Source organism: Paenibacillus sp. H1-7 (assembly GCF_022354825.1).
Lineage (GTDB): Bacteria > Bacillota > Bacilli > Paenibacillales > NBRC-103111 > Paenibacillus_S.
Genome location: NZ_CP031168.1, coordinates 5,631,830 through 5,648,630, shown reverse-complemented (window position 1 = coordinate 5,648,630; position 16,801 = coordinate 5,631,830). Strand labels below are relative to the sequence as shown.

The following is a 16,801-nucleotide window of genomic DNA, read 5'->3' as shown; positions in this document are numbered from 1 at the left end:
ATGATCGAAAGCAGAGGAGAACTACGATGAAATTTACGAAAATGCATGGTTTGGGCAACGATTTTATCGTCGTTTCGGGGGAAAACGAGCTTCCGGCGGATGCAAGCGAGCTTGCCGTCCGTTTGTGCAGCCGGTTTTTCGGCATCGGGGCGGACGGTCTTGTATATATTCTTCCTTCCGATAAAGCGGACTACTGGATGCGCATTATCAACTCCGACGGCTCCGAGTCCGAGCAGTGCGGCAATGCCATCCGCTGCGTAGCAAAATACATTTACGAGCACGGGCTTGTGGATGCTTCCCGCAAAGAAATGACCGTGGAAACGATAGGAGCAGGGGCTCAGAAGGTTCAGCTGACGGTGGACAATGGGCGGGTAATCGCGGTCCGCGTAGATATGGGCGAGCCGATCCTTAGAGGAATCGAGGTGCCGACGACGGTCGATCAGGAGCCGGTATTGAACCATCCGGTTGAAGTCGACGGGCGGCAATTTTTATTCACTGCGGTATCGATGGGGAATCCGCATTGCGTTATTTATGTCGACGACGCTGCGTCGTTTGATCTTGCTGCTTGGGGACCTAAACTGGAAGTGCACCCGCTTTTTCCGCGTCGGACCAACGTCGAATTCGTGACGGTCAAATCTTCCGACTTCATGGACATGCGAGTATGGGAGCGCGGAGCCGGACCTACGCTGGCTTGCGGTACAGGCGCGTGCGCCACACTGGTAGCATCGGTGCTGAACGGGAAATCGAACCGCTCTGCGACGGTGTCGCTGAAGGGCGGCGACTTGTTCATCGAATGGGATGAGAAGGACAATCATGTATACATGACAGGGCCGGCAGAGCTGGTGTTCGAAGGTATTGTATCCGTTTAGTTCATATTGATAAAAGGATGCATATATGAATACATGTGATTTTCATGGGGAAGGAGAGACGGATAGATCATGAAGCTAGAATTGAGGGAAGCGCTCCGTCAGCATATATTGGTCGGCGATGGAGCGATGGGGACTTACTTGTATCAACTGGGTTTTCCAGTCGGCATCTCCTACGAGGAATTAAATTTGCTGAAGCCGGATGTTATTATGGACGTACACCGCCGGTATTATGAAGCGGGTGCGCGGATTATAGAGACGAATACGTTTTCTGCCAATCGGGAGAAGCTGTCCAAATACGGTCTGGAGCAAGATGTCGAAGCCATTAACCGGGCAGGTGTGGAGCTTGCACGCAAAGCGGTCGGAAACGATGCTTATGTGGTCGGCGCCGTCGGTTCCATCCGTGCCGGCAGAAGGAAAAATGTGCGTACGACCAAGGTGAAGGAAGACCTGCGGCAGCAGATCGAGATTTTGCTCGATACGCCGATCGACGGATTGCTTCTGGAATCGTTTTATGATTTGGAGGAAATGCTGATCGCGCTGAAAACGGTCCGCAAGCTGAGCACGCTCCCGGTAATTTGCCAATTTGCGACGGAGGGAACAGGTTCTACGCATGACGGGGTCTCGCTTGCCGAAGCCTTCACGAAGCTGAAGCAAAACGGTGCGGACGTCGTCGGCTTCAACTGCCGCAGCGGTCCGAACGGCCTGCTTCGCTCTTTGGAGAAAGCGGCAGGGATGAACGATCCGGTGCCTTTCTCCGTATTCCCGAATGCGGGCATTCCCGATTATGTGGATGGCCGGTTCACTTATGCGGCTACTCCTCAATATTTTGCCGAGACGGCATTGAAGTTTGCCGATTTGGGTGCGCGGATCATCGGCGGCTGCTGCGGAACGACGCCGGAGCATGTGGCTGCGATGGCTCAAGCGTTGACGGACTACACGCCGGATGCGACTCGTGTCGGACAGCTTCAGTTGGCGGCCGAGGCGAAAGGGCTTCAAGCGGTATTGGAGCGTGAGCCATCGGTGTCCCCGCCTGCTGCGCCGCCGAAGGAGCCAAGTATCGTCGAGCTGGTGAAGCAGCGTCATACCGTCATCGTTGAGCTGGATCCTCCCCGCGATTTGGATATTGCCAAATTTATGGAAGGGGCTCATGCGCTCAAAGAGGCGAGAGTCGATGCGATTACCATGGCCGATAATTCTCTTGCGGTTACACGTATGAGCAACCTCGCGCTAGGTTATCTTGTTAAGGAGCAGACAGGAATCCGGCCTCTCATTCATATCGCTTGCCGCGACCGCAATATGATAGGGACGCAGTCTCATATGATGGGCCTGCACGCTTTGGATATCGATCATGTGCTGGCCGTTACTGGCGATCCTGCTAAATTCGGCGATTTGCCGGGCTCCAGCTCGGTTTATGACTTGACTTCGTTTGAAATCATCCGTATGATCAAGCAGTTGAATGAAGGCGTTGCTTTCTCCGGCAAACCGTTGAAGAAGAAAGCGAACTTTATCGTAGGCGCAGCATTTAACCCTAACGTCAAGTACTTGGAGAAGGCCGTGCAGCGGTTGGAGCGCAAAATCGAAGCCGGAGCGGATTACATTATGACGCAGCCGGTATATAATGCTGAATTGATAGAAAAAATCTATGAAGCTACGAAGCATTTGAGCGTTCCGATTTTCATCGGCATCATGCCGTTAGCCAGCGGAGGCAATGCGACGTACCTGCATAACGAGGTTCCGGGCATTCAGCTGTCGGATGAAGTGCGCCGGCGGATGGGCGATCTCAAGGGTGAGGAAGGCCGCGCGATGGGCGTGCAGATCGCGAAGGAATTGCTTGATACGGCTATGAGCTATTTTAACGGCATATACTTGATGACGCCGTTCCTTTCCTACGAAATGACCGTCCAATTGACGAATTACGTATGGGAGAAATCGGGTAAAGCTATTACCACTTGTACCCATTGACAAAATGAATTAATATAGAATAATGGATGTGAATGCCATGGTTCGCAGTATGACCGGATTCGGACAAGCAAGCCGATCGATTGCCGGGTATACCGTTCAAATAGATGTGAAATCCGTGAATCATCGTTATTGCGAAGTTCAGGTGCGGATGCCGCGAGAGTGGTTGAAGTATGAAGACCTTCTCAAGCGAGCGGTACAGCAGGAGATCAAGAGAGGCCGAATCGACGTTTTCGTAACGGTCGAGAAACAAACGGATGCTGCAGGTTCCATGGAAATCGACTGGCCTTTGGCCGATGCCTATCGGCAGGCCGCCGAGCAATTGAAGGTGCGATTCGGTTTGGAGGGGTCGTTAACCGTTCAGGATTTTCTGCGGATTCCGGAGCTGATTACAATGCAGGAAACCGCGGCAATTCCGGATGAAGAAGCGGAGCAAGTGTGGAAGGCATGCATCAACGATGCGCTGAAGCAGCTGATCCGGATGAGAGAGTCGGAAGGCGGTCATTTGGCTGCCGATACAACTCAACGCGTGGAGACGATGGCCTCTTTGCTCGAGCAGGCTCGGATATTATGTCCGCAAAGCGTTCAGGAATACGCGCTTAAGCTGCGTTCTCGGATTCAAGAGCTGATCCAGCAGCCGGTGATCGATGAAGTGAGGCTGGCTACGGAAGTGGCGATTTTTGCGGACCGTGCCAATGTGGATGAAGAATTAACAAGGCTGCAAAGTCATTTTCAGCAATGCAGGCAGCTGCTCCAATCTGCGGAACCGATAGGAAGAAAATTCGATTTCCTTGTACAGGAGATGAACAGGGAAGTGAACACGATCGGCTCCAAGGCTAACCATGCCGGACTTACCGCACTGGTTGTCGAGATGAAGGCGGAGCTGGAGAAAATGAGAGAGCAGATTCAAAATATCGAGTAGAAGCTTAAGTAATGCTTACGATGTAAGCTTTCCCTGCGGGAAAGCTCAGCAAATGCTTACGAAGTAGCTTTGCCTAAGCAAAGCTTTTGGGAGGAAACAAGATGGCAATCAAACTAATCAATATCGGATTCGGTAACATTGTATCCGCTAACCGAATCATCTCCATCGTGAGTCCGGAGTCGGCGCCGATCAAAAGAATTATCCAGGAAGCGCGCGACCGTCACATGCTGATCGACGCAACCTATGGCCGTCGTACACGTGCTGTGATTATTACGGACAGCGATCATGTCATCTTGTCTGCGGTTCAGCCTGAGACGGTGGCCCATCGACTTTCTAATAAGGACGATGATCATGACGAGTAAGGAAAAGGGGATTTTAATCGTACTATCGGGGCCATCCGGCGTAGGCAAAGGTACTGTTTGCAAAGCGCTCAGGCAGTGTACTCCCGATCTGGTCTACTCGGTATCTGCAACGACTCGCGAAGCGAGACAGGGCGAAGTAGACGGTGTGAATTATTTTTTCAAGACAAGGGAACAATTCCAGCAGCTAATCGAGGAAGATCAAATGCTGGAATGGGCCGAATATGTAGGTAATTTCTACGGAACTCCGAGGAAATTCGTCGAGGAGACCATCAACTCCGGTAAAGATATCATATTGGAGATTGAAGTACAGGGCGCATTGAAGGTGAAGCAAAAATTCCCTGAAGGCGTATTTATATTCCTGCTCCCTCCATCCATGGATGAGCTGGAGAGCCGGATCGTAGGACGTGGAACCGAGTCGGAAGAATCGATCCGCAACCGGATGTCCGTCGCTATGGATGAAATCAAGCTCATGGAGCATTATGATTATGCTATCGTTAACGACCGCGTAGAGAACGCCTGTTCGAAGATACAAGCAATTGTCGTGGCGGAGCATTGCCGTAAAGAGAAAGTGGTTAACAAAATCAAACAATGGATGGCCGAGGTGAAGTAAATGTTATATCCTTCTATCGATAAACTGCTTGATAAAGTGGACAGCAAATATTCGTTGGTCGTGGCGGCAGCCAAACGGGCCAGAATGCTGCGTGACGGTTCCAAATCCGAGGTGCGCAACAAACGATCGCATAAATTCGTTGGTCTTGCACTGGAAGAGATTTACGAGGAACACATTTCCTACGAAAAACTGCCAACTAAAGAATTGGTCAAGTAACCTTCACAACAACCCTTGCGGTTGTTATTTTTTTCTCGAATAACGGGGGTGGATCGGGATGTTGAAAGGGAAAACGATAGTTCTTGGTGTCAGTGGAGGCATCGCTGCCTATAAAGCGGCGGCAATATGCAGTAAATTGAAGCAGTCCGGAGCCGAAGTGTATGTAATTATGACGGAATCGGCTACGAAATTCATTGCGCCGCTGACGTTTCAGACGTTATCGCGTCATGATGTTATTGTCGACACCTTTGACGAGAAGGATGCTTCGGTCGTTTCGCACATCGATCTAGCGGACCGTGCCGATTTGTTCGTGGTGGCACCGGCGACAGCCAACATCATCGCCAAGATGGCCCACGGGCTTGCCGACGATATGCTCAGCACGACGCTGCTCGCAACTACGGCACCGGTTCTTGTTGCTCCGGCCATGAATGTTCATATGTATGAGCACCCTGCGGTTATTGCCAATATGAAGCTGCTGGGTGACCGGGGCGTGCTGTTCGTCGAGCCGGGAACGGGCCAATTGGCTTGCGGCTATGTCGGCAAGGGCAGGCTGGAGGAGCCGGAGAGGATCGTCGAGGCGATCGAACGGTATTTCGCAGAGAAACAGCTGCTGCATGGGAAGAAGGTGCTGGTGACGGCAGGAGGCACGGTGGAGCGGATTGATCCGGTCCGTTATCTAACTAACGATTCGTCCGGCAAGATGGGGTTTGCTATTGCTGAAGCGGCGCGAATCATGGGGGCGGACGTCACGCTCGTCGTAGGGAAAGCTTCCGCGTATATTCCGCCCGGTATCCGTACGGTGCGCGTTCAATCGGCAGAGGATATGCTGGACGCGGTGATGGAGCGGTTCGGAGATACCGATATCGTGATCAAGGCGGCGGCGGTGGCTGATTACCGTCCAGCGGAGACCGCTACGCAGAAAATCAAGAAAAAAGACGAGGCTATGACGATTCAGCTCGTTAAAAATAAAGATATATTGCAAACGCTGGGGCAGCACAAAACAACCCAGTTCATCGTTGGTTTTGCGGCGGAAACGGAAAACATCGACGAGCATGCGTTAGACAAGCTGCAGAGAAAAAATTGCGACCTGCTTGTTGCCAATGATGTCTCCCAGGAGGGAGCAGGATTCGGATACGATACGAACATCGTCCGTATTTACGACGGGAACGGATTGGTCGAAGCACTGCCCATCATGACCAAGCAAGAAGTGGCGCGCCGCTTGCTCCTTCAGGTTGCCGAACGGATAAAGAAGGGAGACTGACCGAACTGATGTACGCAAAAGTCATTGTGGATGTGCCTGCGAAGCAGACGAACCGCGCCTTTGATTATCGGATCCCGGAATCCATGCGCGAGTGGGTCTCGGTAGGAAGCCGCGTTGGCGTCCCCTTTGGCCCCCGCAAGCTGCAAGGGTTCGTAGTCGATCTGCAACAGAGCCCGGATATGGATCCAGGTAAAATCAAGCCCATCTCCGAAGTGATGGATCTGTATCCCCCGCTGACGCCGGATCTGGTGCAGCTGGGCCGCTGGATTAGCCGGACCTATTTGTGCCACGAAATCACGGCGCTGCAAGCGATGATACCGGGAGCGTTAAAAGCAAAGTACGAAAGACATGTGCGTGCGGCAGAACCGACTGCTGATGCCGGGCGCTCGGAAGGGCAATCCGTCATTTTGTTCCCGAGACAGCAGGATATCGTCAACTATGTCCGCGACAAGGGCTCGGTCGAGCTCGAAGCTTTGTTGAACAAGTTCAGCTCGGACGGAGCGCTGATCAAACAACTGATTGCCGAAGGGCAGCTGATGGAATTTCAAATGATCAAAGACCGGATGGCTGCGAAAAAGGTGCTGACCGTATTTCCTCCCGACGATCCAAGCCTGCTCCGGGAGTGGGAGGAGCAGCTGCCGGCAAGAGCCGCCAAGCAAAAGGAAGTGCTCCTATACCTAGCCGAGCGTCCGGTTCCAGTGAAGCTGACCGAGCTGCTGAATGATCTCGGAATCAGCGCAGGAACGGTGAAGAGCCTGGTGGACAAGGGATGGCTGGCATTGCGGGAAGTCGAGGTGTTCCGCGATCCATATGCGAACAACTCGTTCAACAAGACGAAGCCGCTGCCATTGATGCCCGAACAGCAGGAGGTGTTCGGACGTATAGCGCAAGCTGTAGACCGTCGCGAGCACAGAGTGTTTTTGCTTCATGGGGTGACCGGAAGCGGCAAGACCGAAGTGTATTTGCAATCGATCCAAACCTGCTTGAATCAAGGCAGAGAGGCTATCGTTCTGGTACCGGAAATTTCTTTGACTCCACAAATGGTAGAACGGTTCAAAGGGCGGTTCGGCGACCAGGTTGCCGTCATGCACAGCCGGTTGTCCAATGGAGAACGGTATGATGAATGGCGCAAAATTATGTTAAAGCAAGTGAAGGTCGTCATTGGTGCTCGGTCGGCGATTTTTGCCCCTTTTACACAAATCGGCCTGATTATTATAGATGAGGAGCACGAATCGTCCTACAAGCAGGAAGAGAGCCCCAAATATCATGCCCGCGATGTGGCGGTAGCCCGTGCATCGATGCACGATGCCGTAGTTGTGCTGGGTTCGGCTACGCCTTCTCTCGAAAGCATCCACGGAACGTTAAAAGATCAAGGCTCACAATCATATGAAGTACCATCCCTAAGGAACGCTGGGCCCGAAGCGGCTGCGGATCAAGCACTTCATAAAAGAGTGCGATTCGAATTGCTGACGATGCACAAGCGGGTGGAGGGACGCCCTCTCCCGAAAGTTCATATAGTAGATATGAGGGAGGAGCTTCGGCTTGGGAACCGGTCTATGTTTAGCCGCGCTCTGTATAAAGCGATAGAAGAACGGTTAAACAAGAAAGAACAGACGGTTCTGCTGTTGAACCGGCGAGGCTACTCGACTTTCGTAATGTGCCGTTCTTGCGGATACGTAGCTCAATGTCCCCACTGCGACATTTCGCTGACGTTCCACCAAAGCTCTCGGGCCATCCGATGTCATTATTGCGGCTACGCCGAGCGCGAGCTAACGGAATGTCCGAGCTGCAGCAGCGAGCATATCCGCCATTTCGGGACGGGGACCCAGCGTGTCGAAGAGGAGCTCGGGAAGCTGTTTCCCGGCATCCGCGTCATACGTATGGACGTCGATACTACCACCGAGAAAGGCTCTCATGAGAAATGGCTGACGATGTTCCGCAACCGGCAGGCGGATGTGCTTCTCGGAACACAAATGGTTGCCAAGGGACTCGACTTCCCCCATGTTACCCTGGTAGGGGCACTGGCAGCCGATACGGTGCTTAATTTGCCCGACTTCCGGGCGGCGGAACGGACGTTCCAGCTGCTGACACAGGTTGCGGGCCGTGCGGGAAGACACGAGCTCCCCGGTGAGGTTTTCGTTCAAACCTATGCGCCTGAGCATTACAGCATCATCAGCGCAAGCCGGCACGACTATTCCAGCTTCATGGAAAGAGAAATGACGCTGCGCAAGCTCCACGAGTACCCTCCGTTTCATAGGCTGATCCTGATCACGCTTAGTCATGAACAGGTTCCGCTGCTGATGAGAACGGCGGAATCGTTAGCACAGCGATTGAAGGAGCTTGCCCAGGAGCTGTCGCCTCTGCCGATTGAAATTTTGGGCCCGGTCGCCTCTCCAATCGCCCGAATCAAGGATAGATATCGGTTTCAATGCATGATAAAATATCGGGGAGAAGCCAGCATATCCGGCTTGGTTCAACGCGCCGTAGCCTCGTTCGAGGAGCTGGAGAGACAGCACAAGCTAACGATCAGCGTAGATGTGGATCCGCAAGTTCTCATGTAATTCGTCCTAATGATTATCTATATATCCATAAGCCGGAAGGCACTTAGGGGTCACATAGAATGGCGGCATATATATAGGGGCCAGCACCTGTGTGTTCCAAGTTGAATGGCTTACAGCAAAGAAAGGTGTGTCTAGAATGGCTATTAAAATGATTGTAAAAGATCCGGATCCTGTACTTCGCGAGGTAAGCAAGCCGGTTACGAAGATTACTCCCAACATCCATAAGCTGCTGAATGACATGGCGGATACGATGTATGATGCGGAGGGCGTAGGGCTGGCCGCTCCGCAAATCGGAATTTTAAAGCGTGTCATTGTAATGGACGTAGGAGACGATCACGGCCTTATCGAGTTGATTAATCCCGAAGTGATCGAAATGGAAGGCGAGCAATTCGGACCCGAAGGGTGCCTTAGCATTCCGGGCAAGACCGGAGATGTACGCCGGGCCCAACGCGTGAAAGTAAAAGGCCTTAATCGCGAAGGAAACGAAATCGTCATAGAAGGAACGGAGTTGCTGGCCCGCTGCATTCTGCATGAAGTCGATCATTTGAACGGCGTCTTGTATACGGATCTGGCGGAAACGATGTACCGCAGCGAACCGCATGGTGGCGAAGCATGAGGATAGTATTTATGGGCACGCCGGATTTCGCCGTGCCTTCTTTGCAAGCATTGATCGAAAACGGAATGCAGGTAGTAGGCGTCGTAACCCAACCGGATCGTCCGGTTGGGCGTAAACGTATACTGACGCCTACACCTGTTAAGATCGAGGCCGAAAAGCATGGGATCCCGGTGCTGCAGCCGGAACGTCTGCGCCGCCCGGAATCAGTGGAGGAGCTCAAGGAGCTGCAGCCGGATCTGATTGTTACGGCAGCCTACGGCCAAATTTTGCCGAAATCGGTGCTGGAGCTGCCGAAGCACGGCTGCATCAATATTCATGCATCCTTGCTGCCTAAATACCGCGGAGGCGCGCCGATTCATCATGCTGTGATGAATGGGGATGCCGTCACGGGTGTGACGATCATGTATATGGCGGAAGGTCTGGATACCGGCGATATGATCAGCCGTGTGGAGCTTCCGATTGAAGATACCGATACGACCGGTACGCTGTTCGACAAGCTGAGCATTGCCGGCGCCCGCCTGCTGACCGAGACGCTGCCGGACTTGATTGCGGGCCGCATTCAGGCGGTACCTCAGAACGATGACGAGGCAGTCTATTCGCCTAACATTTCGCGGGAGCAGGAGCTGATTGACTGGACGAAGCCTGCGCTGACGATATGGAATCAGGTAAGAGGCTTGAATCCGCGTCCCGGAGCTTATACGTTGTGGAACGGTGACGTTTTGAAAATTTGGGGCTGCCGCAAACCGGAAACGACGGGCGAAGCAGGCGTTCCAGGCACGGTTGTCGGGCTAAGTGAAGCGGGAGTGGAAGTAGCTACAGGAAGCGGCACGCTGACAATTATTGAACTTCAGCCCGCAGGGAAAAAGGCGATGGACGCCGCACAATTCATTCGGGGCGGACAGATCGCAGCCGGTACCGTATTGGGGTAATCGGCGCTGTGCCTATATCACAGGAGGCTTACATAAGTGAATAACAGTAACAAGAAACGGGGCAATGGGACAGGTCCGTCCAACGGCAGCCGTGCCGACCGCCCGGGAACGGCGAGGGAAGCTGCGCTGGATGTGCTGGTCCGTACGGAACAGGACCGCTCTTATAGCAACCTGCTGCTCCATCAGACGATTCAAAAATACCGGCTGGATAAGTCGGATGCCGCCTTGGCGACGGAGATTGTGTACGGGACGATCCAGAGACTGAATACGATCGACTATTTCCTGGAGAAATTCGTCGCCAAAGGGATGGCGAAGCTTCAGCCGTGGGTCCACAGTCTGCTGCGGCTCAGCTTCTATCAAATGTACTATTTGGATCGCATCCCTGATCACGCCATCGTGAACGAGGCCGTCAACCTTGCCAAAAAGAAAGGTCATCAAGGCATTTCCGGCATGGTGAACGGAGTGCTGCGCAACGTGATCCGCCAGAAGGATACCTTGCAGATTCCGGACAATCTGCCGGCTGCGGAGCGCATATCTCTCGTTCACTCGCATCCGAAATGGCTCGTGAGCCGTTGGCTGCGCCAACTGGGAGAAGCCATGACCGAGCAAATATGCGAAGCCAACAACATGCCTCCGCGGGTCAGCATCCGTGCGAACACGATGAAGCTCGGCCGCAATGAGCTGGTTGAGCTGCTTCAGCAAGCGGACCTTCAGGCGGAGCCTTCCGACCTTGCCCCGGCAGGGGTTATCGTTAAAGGGGCCGGCAACATGGCGCTGACGCCCTGGTTTGCGGAAGGGCTGTTCTCCATCCAGGACGAAAGCTCAATGCTTGTGGCGGAAGCCGTTGACCCTCGGCCTGGCGAGAAGGTGCTCGATTGCTGCGCCGCTCCCGGAGGCAAGACGATGCATATGGCGGAGAAGATGGAGGACAACGGCCAAGTGTGGGCGTGCGACGTTCATGAACATAAAGCGAAGCTGATTCAGGAGCAGGCGAACCGGTTGGGGTTGAAGTCCGTCAAGACATTGACGGCTGATGCTCGCACATTGACCGAGCGCTTTGAGGAAGAAAGCTTCGACCGCATCCTTCTCGATGCCCCTTGCTCTGGACTTGGAGTCATCCGGAGAAAGCCGGATATGAAATGGAGCAAGCTGGAGCAGGAGCTTGACGACATTTGCGTCATTCAGCGCGAGCTGCTGAACGAGGTACATAAATTGCTTCGTCCCGGCGGGATTCTGGTTTACAGCACCTGTACGATTGAGCATAATGAAAATGAGGGTATGGTGCAGGCGTTTCTACGCGATCATCCCGAATTCGAGTGGGCGGATGAACAGGAACCGATTCAAATTTATCCGTACGAGCATCAGTCGGACGGTTTTTTCATCGCCAAGCTGAGAAAGCGAGCGTTCTCAGGGGAACTATGATAAAATGTAACGTATGCTTTGATTAATAGACAAACAGGTTGTGATAAACAATGGAAACAGTGAATACCAAAGAACCGATAAATAAAAAACCTTATGTTTACGACTTGTCGCTTGAAGAGTGGCAGGAATGGGTCAAGTCTAACGGGGAGTCCGCATTTCGCGCCGGGCAAATTTTTGATTGGCTCTATGTGAAAAGAGTTTCAAGCTTCGAAGAGATGACGAATTTGTCCAAAACGCTTCGTGAGAAGCTGAGCGCCCAGTTCGATTTTGTCACTTTGACGGAGGTGGCCAAGTATGAATCGAAGGACGGAACGGTCAAGTTTCTGTTCGAGCTGTCGGATAAAAACGCTATCGAGACGGTCATCATGAAGCACAGCTATGGCAACAGCGTATGCGTTACTACGCAGGTCGGCTGCCGGATCGGCTGTACGTTCTGTGCTTCTACCTTGACTGGCTTGAAGCGAAATCTCTCTGCGGGGGAAATTATCGCCCAGATCGTAAAATCCCAGCAGCTGCTCGATGCGACAGGTGAGCGTGTCAGCAGTATCGTCATCATGGGGATCGGGGAGCCGTTCGAAAACTACGACGCCATGATGAAATTTTTGAACGTCATGATTCACCCGAAAGGCTTGAATATCGGACAGCGTCACATAACCGTGTCTACAAGCGGCATTGTGCCGAATATTTACAAGTTTGCCGATGAAAATACGCAGATCAATCTGGCCATCTCGATCCATGCTCCGAACGACAAGCTGCGTTCGAAGCTGATGCCGGTCAATCGCAGATTCCCGTTTGCGGATCTTATTGAGGCATGTAAATATTACGTTGCCAAAACGGGACGCCGCATCACGTTCGAGTATGCGCTGATGGGCGGCGTGAACGACCAGCCGGAGCATGCGGAGGAGCTTGCCGAAGTGTTGAAAACCTTTCCGATGGCGCATGTCAACTTGATTCCCGTTAATTTTGTATCGGAGCGCGATTATGTACGTACGCCTCGGGACGATATTTTTACGTTTCAGCGCATCCTGGAACGCAACAAAATTAACGCCACAATACGCAGAGAGCAGGGCAGCGATATAGCAGCCGCCTGCGGACAGCTGCGTGCTAAGCATATGGAGTCGAGTGCGAGGTGAGGAGAATCATGGTGAAAACGGCCAATCAAACGGATGTCGGACGCGTCCGTATGGTCAATGAAGACAGGTCGGTTGTTCAAGAGAACTTAAACGGCTTTGTTCTGGCTATCGTAGCGGATGGAATGGGTGGTCATCAAGCAGGTGACGTCGCAAGCCAAATGGCTGTCGATTTGATTCAGAACAAGCTGCAGAACATGCCGCCCGGAGCGAGCGTCGAAGAACGCAAAAAACGGGTGAAGGAAGCTATCGAGCTGGCTAACGAAAACATATTCAATTTCGCATCCCAGCGCGAAAATTATTATGGCATGGGCACAACGGTGGTTACGGTACTTGCTGACGAGCATACCGTGGTCATCGGCCACATCGGCGACAGCCGCGCGTATAAATTCAAGAACGGCCAGATAGAGCAGCTCACGGAAGATCACTCGCTGGTCAATGAATTGGTCAAGAATGGTCAAATTACAAAGGAAGAAGCGACCCATCATCCGCGGCGCAACGTGCTGACGCGGGCACTAGGAACGGAGCCGACGATTGAAGTCGATATTCAGGACTTGCCATGGACCAATGGGGAGCTGCTGTTGATATGCAGCGACGGGCTCAGCTCCTTGGTCAGTACAGAGCAGCTGCTGACGCTTGTGAACGGTGCCGAGGCGTTGGACGACAAAGCCAAGCAGCTGGTTAACGAAGCGTTGGAAGCGGGTGGAGACGACAACATTACCGTAGTGTTGGTCAGCAACGCTGCCGATCCTGAGGCTGGGGAAGCAGTTCATTTTGACGGTGAGACGGGGTGATGATCAATGATAGGTAAGCAGCTGGGAAGCCGTTATGAAATTCTCGAGCGTGTCGGCGGCGGCGGTATGGCCATTGTATATAAAGGACTTGATATTTTATTAAATCGAAACGTCGCCGTAAAAGTGCTGCGGCAGCAGTACGTGCATGACGAGGAGTTCATTCAACGCTTTCGCAGAGAAGCGCAGGCGGCGGCATCATTATCCCACTCCAATGTAGTCAGTATTTACGATGTAGGCCAAGAGGAAGACATTCATTACATCGTAATGGAATACATTGAAGGCACGACGTTGAACGAGCTGATCAAGGAAAAAGCGCCGCTGCAGGTGGAGGAAGCGGTTCATATCGCCAGTCAAATCTGCGACGCGCTTGATCATGCGCACCATAATCAAATCATTCACCGCGATATTAAGCCTCATAACATTTTGATCGGCAAAAACGGCAGAGTGAAAGTGACCGACTTCGGTATTGCGCGCGCCGTTACCTCATCCACTATTACACAAACCGGTTCTGTCGTCGGATCTGTTCATTATTTTTCTCCTGAGCATGCGAAAGGTACGTTTACTGGGGAGCAGTCCGACCTATATTCGCTCGGAATTGTCATGTATCAGATGCTTACGGGACGGCTTCCGTTTCTTGGGGAAAGTCCGATCAGCGTGGCGCTGAAGCATTTGCAGGAAGAAGTCGAGGACCCGCGCAAGGTGAATCCTCTCATTCCGCAAAGCGTGGAAAATATCATTCTGAAGGCCATGCGTAAAAATCCGTCGGAACGATACAAATCGGCGAAGCAAATGCTGGAGGATCTGGACAGCTGCCTGCTGCCTCATAGGCGTAACGAAGCCAAGGTGAACTTTTTGGATGAGGACGAGCTTGACGAGGAGAAAACGCGGATCATTCCGGCTATTCGTCCGAACCAGTACTTGGCTAACGACGACGATGAGGAAGAAGATAGTCCTAAGCCGAAACTGGGGGAGGCAGAAGCTGCCGCCGTAAAAAAGAAAAATCGGTGGGTCAAGCCCGTGATCTGGATCGTAGTGCTGCTGCTATTGCTTGGAGCCATGTGGTATGCGGTCGGCGAAGTGAAGAAGATGTTCGCCATTCAAGAGGTGGAGGTTCCTACCGTCGTTAACCTTCCGGTGGCTGAAGCGCAAGCGAAGCTGGCGGAAGTTCAGCTGGGTGCTGAAATTATTATGGAAACCTCGAAGGAAGTTCCGAAGGATGTCGTCATCCGGCAAAACCCTTCCAAGCAAAAGCTGAAGATCAATAACAAGGTAACCCTGTATGTAAGCAAAGGCATTGACAAACCAAAAATGCCTAATGTCGTAGGGGGCAAGCTTGCCGATGCAAAAACCACTTTGATCAATCTCGGGATCAAGGAAGATAAAATAAATACGGAGCAAAAGTTCGTGGATGCCGAACCGGGAACGGTTATTCAGCAAACGCCGCCGATGAATGAAGAGGTGGATCCGGCCAATACGACCGTGCTGTTGACGGTCAGCAAGGGCAGGGAAACGATCAATATGCCGGATCTGGTCGGCTTGACCGAAGCGGAGGCCAAATCCCGCATTACCGTAAGCAATTTGAAGCTGGCGCAAGACGGCATCAGCTATGAAACCAGCTATAAGCAGCCGAAGGGCAAGGTCATCACACAGTTTCCGTACAAGTTCAAGGAAGAAGTGCCGACCGGCTCGGAGATCAAACTGATCATCAGCTCCGGATATCCTGAGGAAGCCGGTCCTATGACGGTGTCGGTTCCGGTCAAGCCTGTGAGCGAGGGCAAAGCGACAACGATTAAAATTATACTGAGTGACGCTACTTACGATAATTTCGAGTACAAGACGCTTACCAACATTACCAAAGCGACTACGGCCGATGTGAAGCTGGTCGTTGCGCCGGATAAAAACGCCGTTATCCGGGTCATGCAGGACAATGTGGTGTCCGATATGATTACGGTGACGTACCAGGATTTCCTGGCGCAAAAGAACGGCAAACCGTTCAATCCCGTTCCGCAGAGCCAGGGAGGCGCGGCGATACCGGGCAGTACGACCCCAACGCCAACGCCTACACCGACTCCAACGCCGGGTTCAGGGACGAACCAGCCCGGTAAAACTACAGGCGGATCAGGCGGAAGCACACCGGGCGGCAACGGGAATCCGGGGTCGGTGACTCCGGCCAACAACCCTGCAAGTAATTCAACCAACACAGGAGGCAGAGGGTAAATGCCAGCCGGTTTAATCGTTAAGGCTTTAAGCGGATATTATTACGTGCTGTCGGATGACAATGAGGTTATGTCCTCCATTCAATGCAGAGCCCGCGGGATATTTAAAAAACGCGGCGTCTCCCCATTGGTCGGCGACAGAGTGCTGTATGAGCTGACGGAGAATGGAGAAGGAACGGTGGACGAGATTATGCCGCGTACGTCGGAGCTTGTCCGTCCGCCGGTAGCCAATGTAGAGCTGGTTGTGCTCGTATTTGCCGTGCAGGAGCCTGCGCTCAATCTGCAGCTGCTGGACAAGTTTCTGGTGCACACGGAGAGCGCTGGGCTGAATACGATCATCTGTCTGACGAAGCAGGATTTGATATCCGAAGAAGACGGGGAAGCGCCTAAGTCCAAAGGGGAGATGCTGCCTGCCGGCATGGAACATATCATGCAGCTTTACGAGTCGATCGGATATCAGGTTATCGCAACCAGCGCCAAGTGCGGAATCGGGGTTGATGCCGTTCTGGAGCAGTTGGCCGGACGCATCAGCGTGTTTGCGGGCCAATCCGGCGTAGGCAAGTCCTCGCTATTGAACGCGATGGTTCCGGGGCTTCAGCTGGAGACGAATCAGATCAGCATGAAGCTGGGGCGCGGTAAGCATACGACACGCCATGTGGAGCTGATCAGGCTAACCAACGGCGGACTCGTCGCTGACACACCGGGCTTCAGCCAATTGGATTTTCTGCAAATTGAAGCTGCGGAGGAGCTCAGCTCCTGCTTCAAGGAGTTTCAGCCGTACGCGGCCGATTGCAAGTTCAGAGGCTGCCTGCACCAGCACGAGCCGGACTGCAAAGTGATCGAAGCGAAGGAGCAAGGAGCTATTGCGGCGTCCCGCTATGACAACTACTTGCAGTTTCTGGGTGAAATCAAAGAGAGAAAAAGGAGATACTGA

At 52.8% G+C, this 16,801-nt stretch carries 15 protein-coding genes; all 15 read left to right on the top strand.

The features are described 5' to 3' along the window. Positions 1–26 precede the first annotated feature (26 nt). The 15 genes from dapF (at position 27) to rsgA (ending at position 16,801) form a co-directional block, all read left to right on the top strand. Positions 27–869, top strand: coding sequence for a diaminopimelate epimerase (dapF, locus tag DVH26_RS24855; protein ID WP_239626597.1), 843 nt, complete (start codon positions 27–29; stop codon positions 867–869). A 69-nt stretch (positions 870–938) separates the two neighbouring features. Then, on the top strand, positions 939–2,831 hold the full coding sequence (locus DVH26_RS24850) for a bifunctional homocysteine S-methyltransferase/methylenetetrahydrofolate reductase (protein ID WP_239626595.1): 1,893 nt from the start codon (positions 939–941) through the stop codon (positions 2,829–2,831). 37 nt (positions 2,832–2,868) lie between these two features. Then, positions 2,869–3,750, top strand: coding sequence for a YicC/YloC family endoribonuclease (locus DVH26_RS24845; protein WP_239626593.1), 882 nt, complete (start codon positions 2,869–2,871; stop codon positions 3,748–3,750). Positions 3,751–3,851: 101 nt separating this feature from the next. Beyond that, positions 3,852–4,112 carry an extracellular matrix/biofilm regulator RemA gene (gene remA, locus DVH26_RS24840; protein ID WP_009672664.1) on the top strand — a complete coding sequence of 87 codons (261 nt, stop codon included), beginning with the start codon at positions 3,852–3,854 and terminating at the stop codon, positions 4,110–4,112. Continuing rightward, positions 4,096–4,722 (top strand): guanylate kinase, encoded by a 627-nt coding sequence (gene gmk / locus DVH26_RS24835; protein ID WP_239626591.1) that lies wholly within the window; start codon positions 4,096–4,098, stop codon positions 4,720–4,722. Before remA ends, gmk begins: the two co-directional genes overlap by 17 nt. After that, positions 4,723–4,938: a DNA-directed RNA polymerase subunit omega gene (gene rpoZ, locus DVH26_RS24830; protein WP_239626589.1), complete on the top strand. Its 216-nt coding sequence runs from the start codon at positions 4,723–4,725 to the stop codon at positions 4,936–4,938. Between the two features lie 58 nt (positions 4,939–4,996). Continuing rightward, on the top strand, positions 4,997–6,199 hold the full coding sequence (coaBC, locus tag DVH26_RS24825) for a bifunctional phosphopantothenoylcysteine decarboxylase/phosphopantothenate--cysteine ligase CoaBC (RefSeq protein ID WP_239626587.1): 1,203 nt from the start codon (positions 4,997–4,999) through the stop codon (positions 6,197–6,199). 8 nt (positions 6,200–6,207) lie between these two features. Then, a complete protein-coding gene (gene priA, locus DVH26_RS24820) occupies positions 6,208–8,760 on the top strand; it encodes a primosomal protein N' (protein ID WP_239626585.1) in 2,553 nt (850 codons plus the stop codon). Between the two features lie 136 nt (positions 8,761–8,896). Continuing rightward, positions 8,897–9,376 carry a peptide deformylase gene (gene def / locus DVH26_RS24815; protein WP_239626583.1) on the top strand — a complete coding sequence of 160 codons (480 nt, stop codon included), beginning with the start codon at positions 8,897–8,899 and terminating at the stop codon, positions 9,374–9,376. Next, positions 9,373–10,305, top strand: coding sequence for a methionyl-tRNA formyltransferase (fmt, locus tag DVH26_RS24810; protein WP_239626581.1), 933 nt, complete (start codon positions 9,373–9,375; stop codon positions 10,303–10,305). Before def ends, fmt begins: the two co-directional genes overlap by 4 nt. A 36-nt stretch (positions 10,306–10,341) precedes the next feature. After that, the gene (gene rsmB, locus DVH26_RS24805) at positions 10,342–11,727 is read left to right on the top strand and encodes a 16S rRNA (cytosine(967)-C(5))-methyltransferase RsmB (protein ID WP_239626579.1); all 1,386 of its coding nucleotides are present in this window, start codon (positions 10,342–10,344) and stop codon (positions 11,725–11,727) included. A gap of 50 nt (positions 11,728–11,777) precedes the next feature. Beyond that, the gene (gene rlmN, locus DVH26_RS24800) at positions 11,778–12,860 is read left to right on the top strand and encodes a dual-specificity RNA methyltransferase RlmN (RefSeq protein WP_239626577.1); all 1,083 of its coding nucleotides are present in this window, start codon (positions 11,778–11,780) and stop codon (positions 12,858–12,860) included. A gap of 8 nt (positions 12,861–12,868) precedes the next feature. Continuing rightward, on the top strand, positions 12,869–13,651 hold the full coding sequence (locus DVH26_RS24795) for a Stp1/IreP family PP2C-type Ser/Thr phosphatase (protein ID WP_239626576.1): 783 nt from the start codon (positions 12,869–12,871) through the stop codon (positions 13,649–13,651). 6 nt (positions 13,652–13,657) lie between these two features. Further along, complete coding sequence (gene pknB, locus DVH26_RS24790; protein WP_239626574.1) at positions 13,658–15,868, top strand: Stk1 family PASTA domain-containing Ser/Thr kinase; 2,211 nt, start codon at positions 13,658–13,660, stop codon at positions 15,866–15,868. Then, positions 15,869–16,801 (top strand): ribosome small subunit-dependent GTPase A, encoded by a 933-nt coding sequence (rsgA, locus tag DVH26_RS24785; protein WP_239626571.1) that lies wholly within the window; start codon positions 15,869–15,871, stop codon positions 16,799–16,801.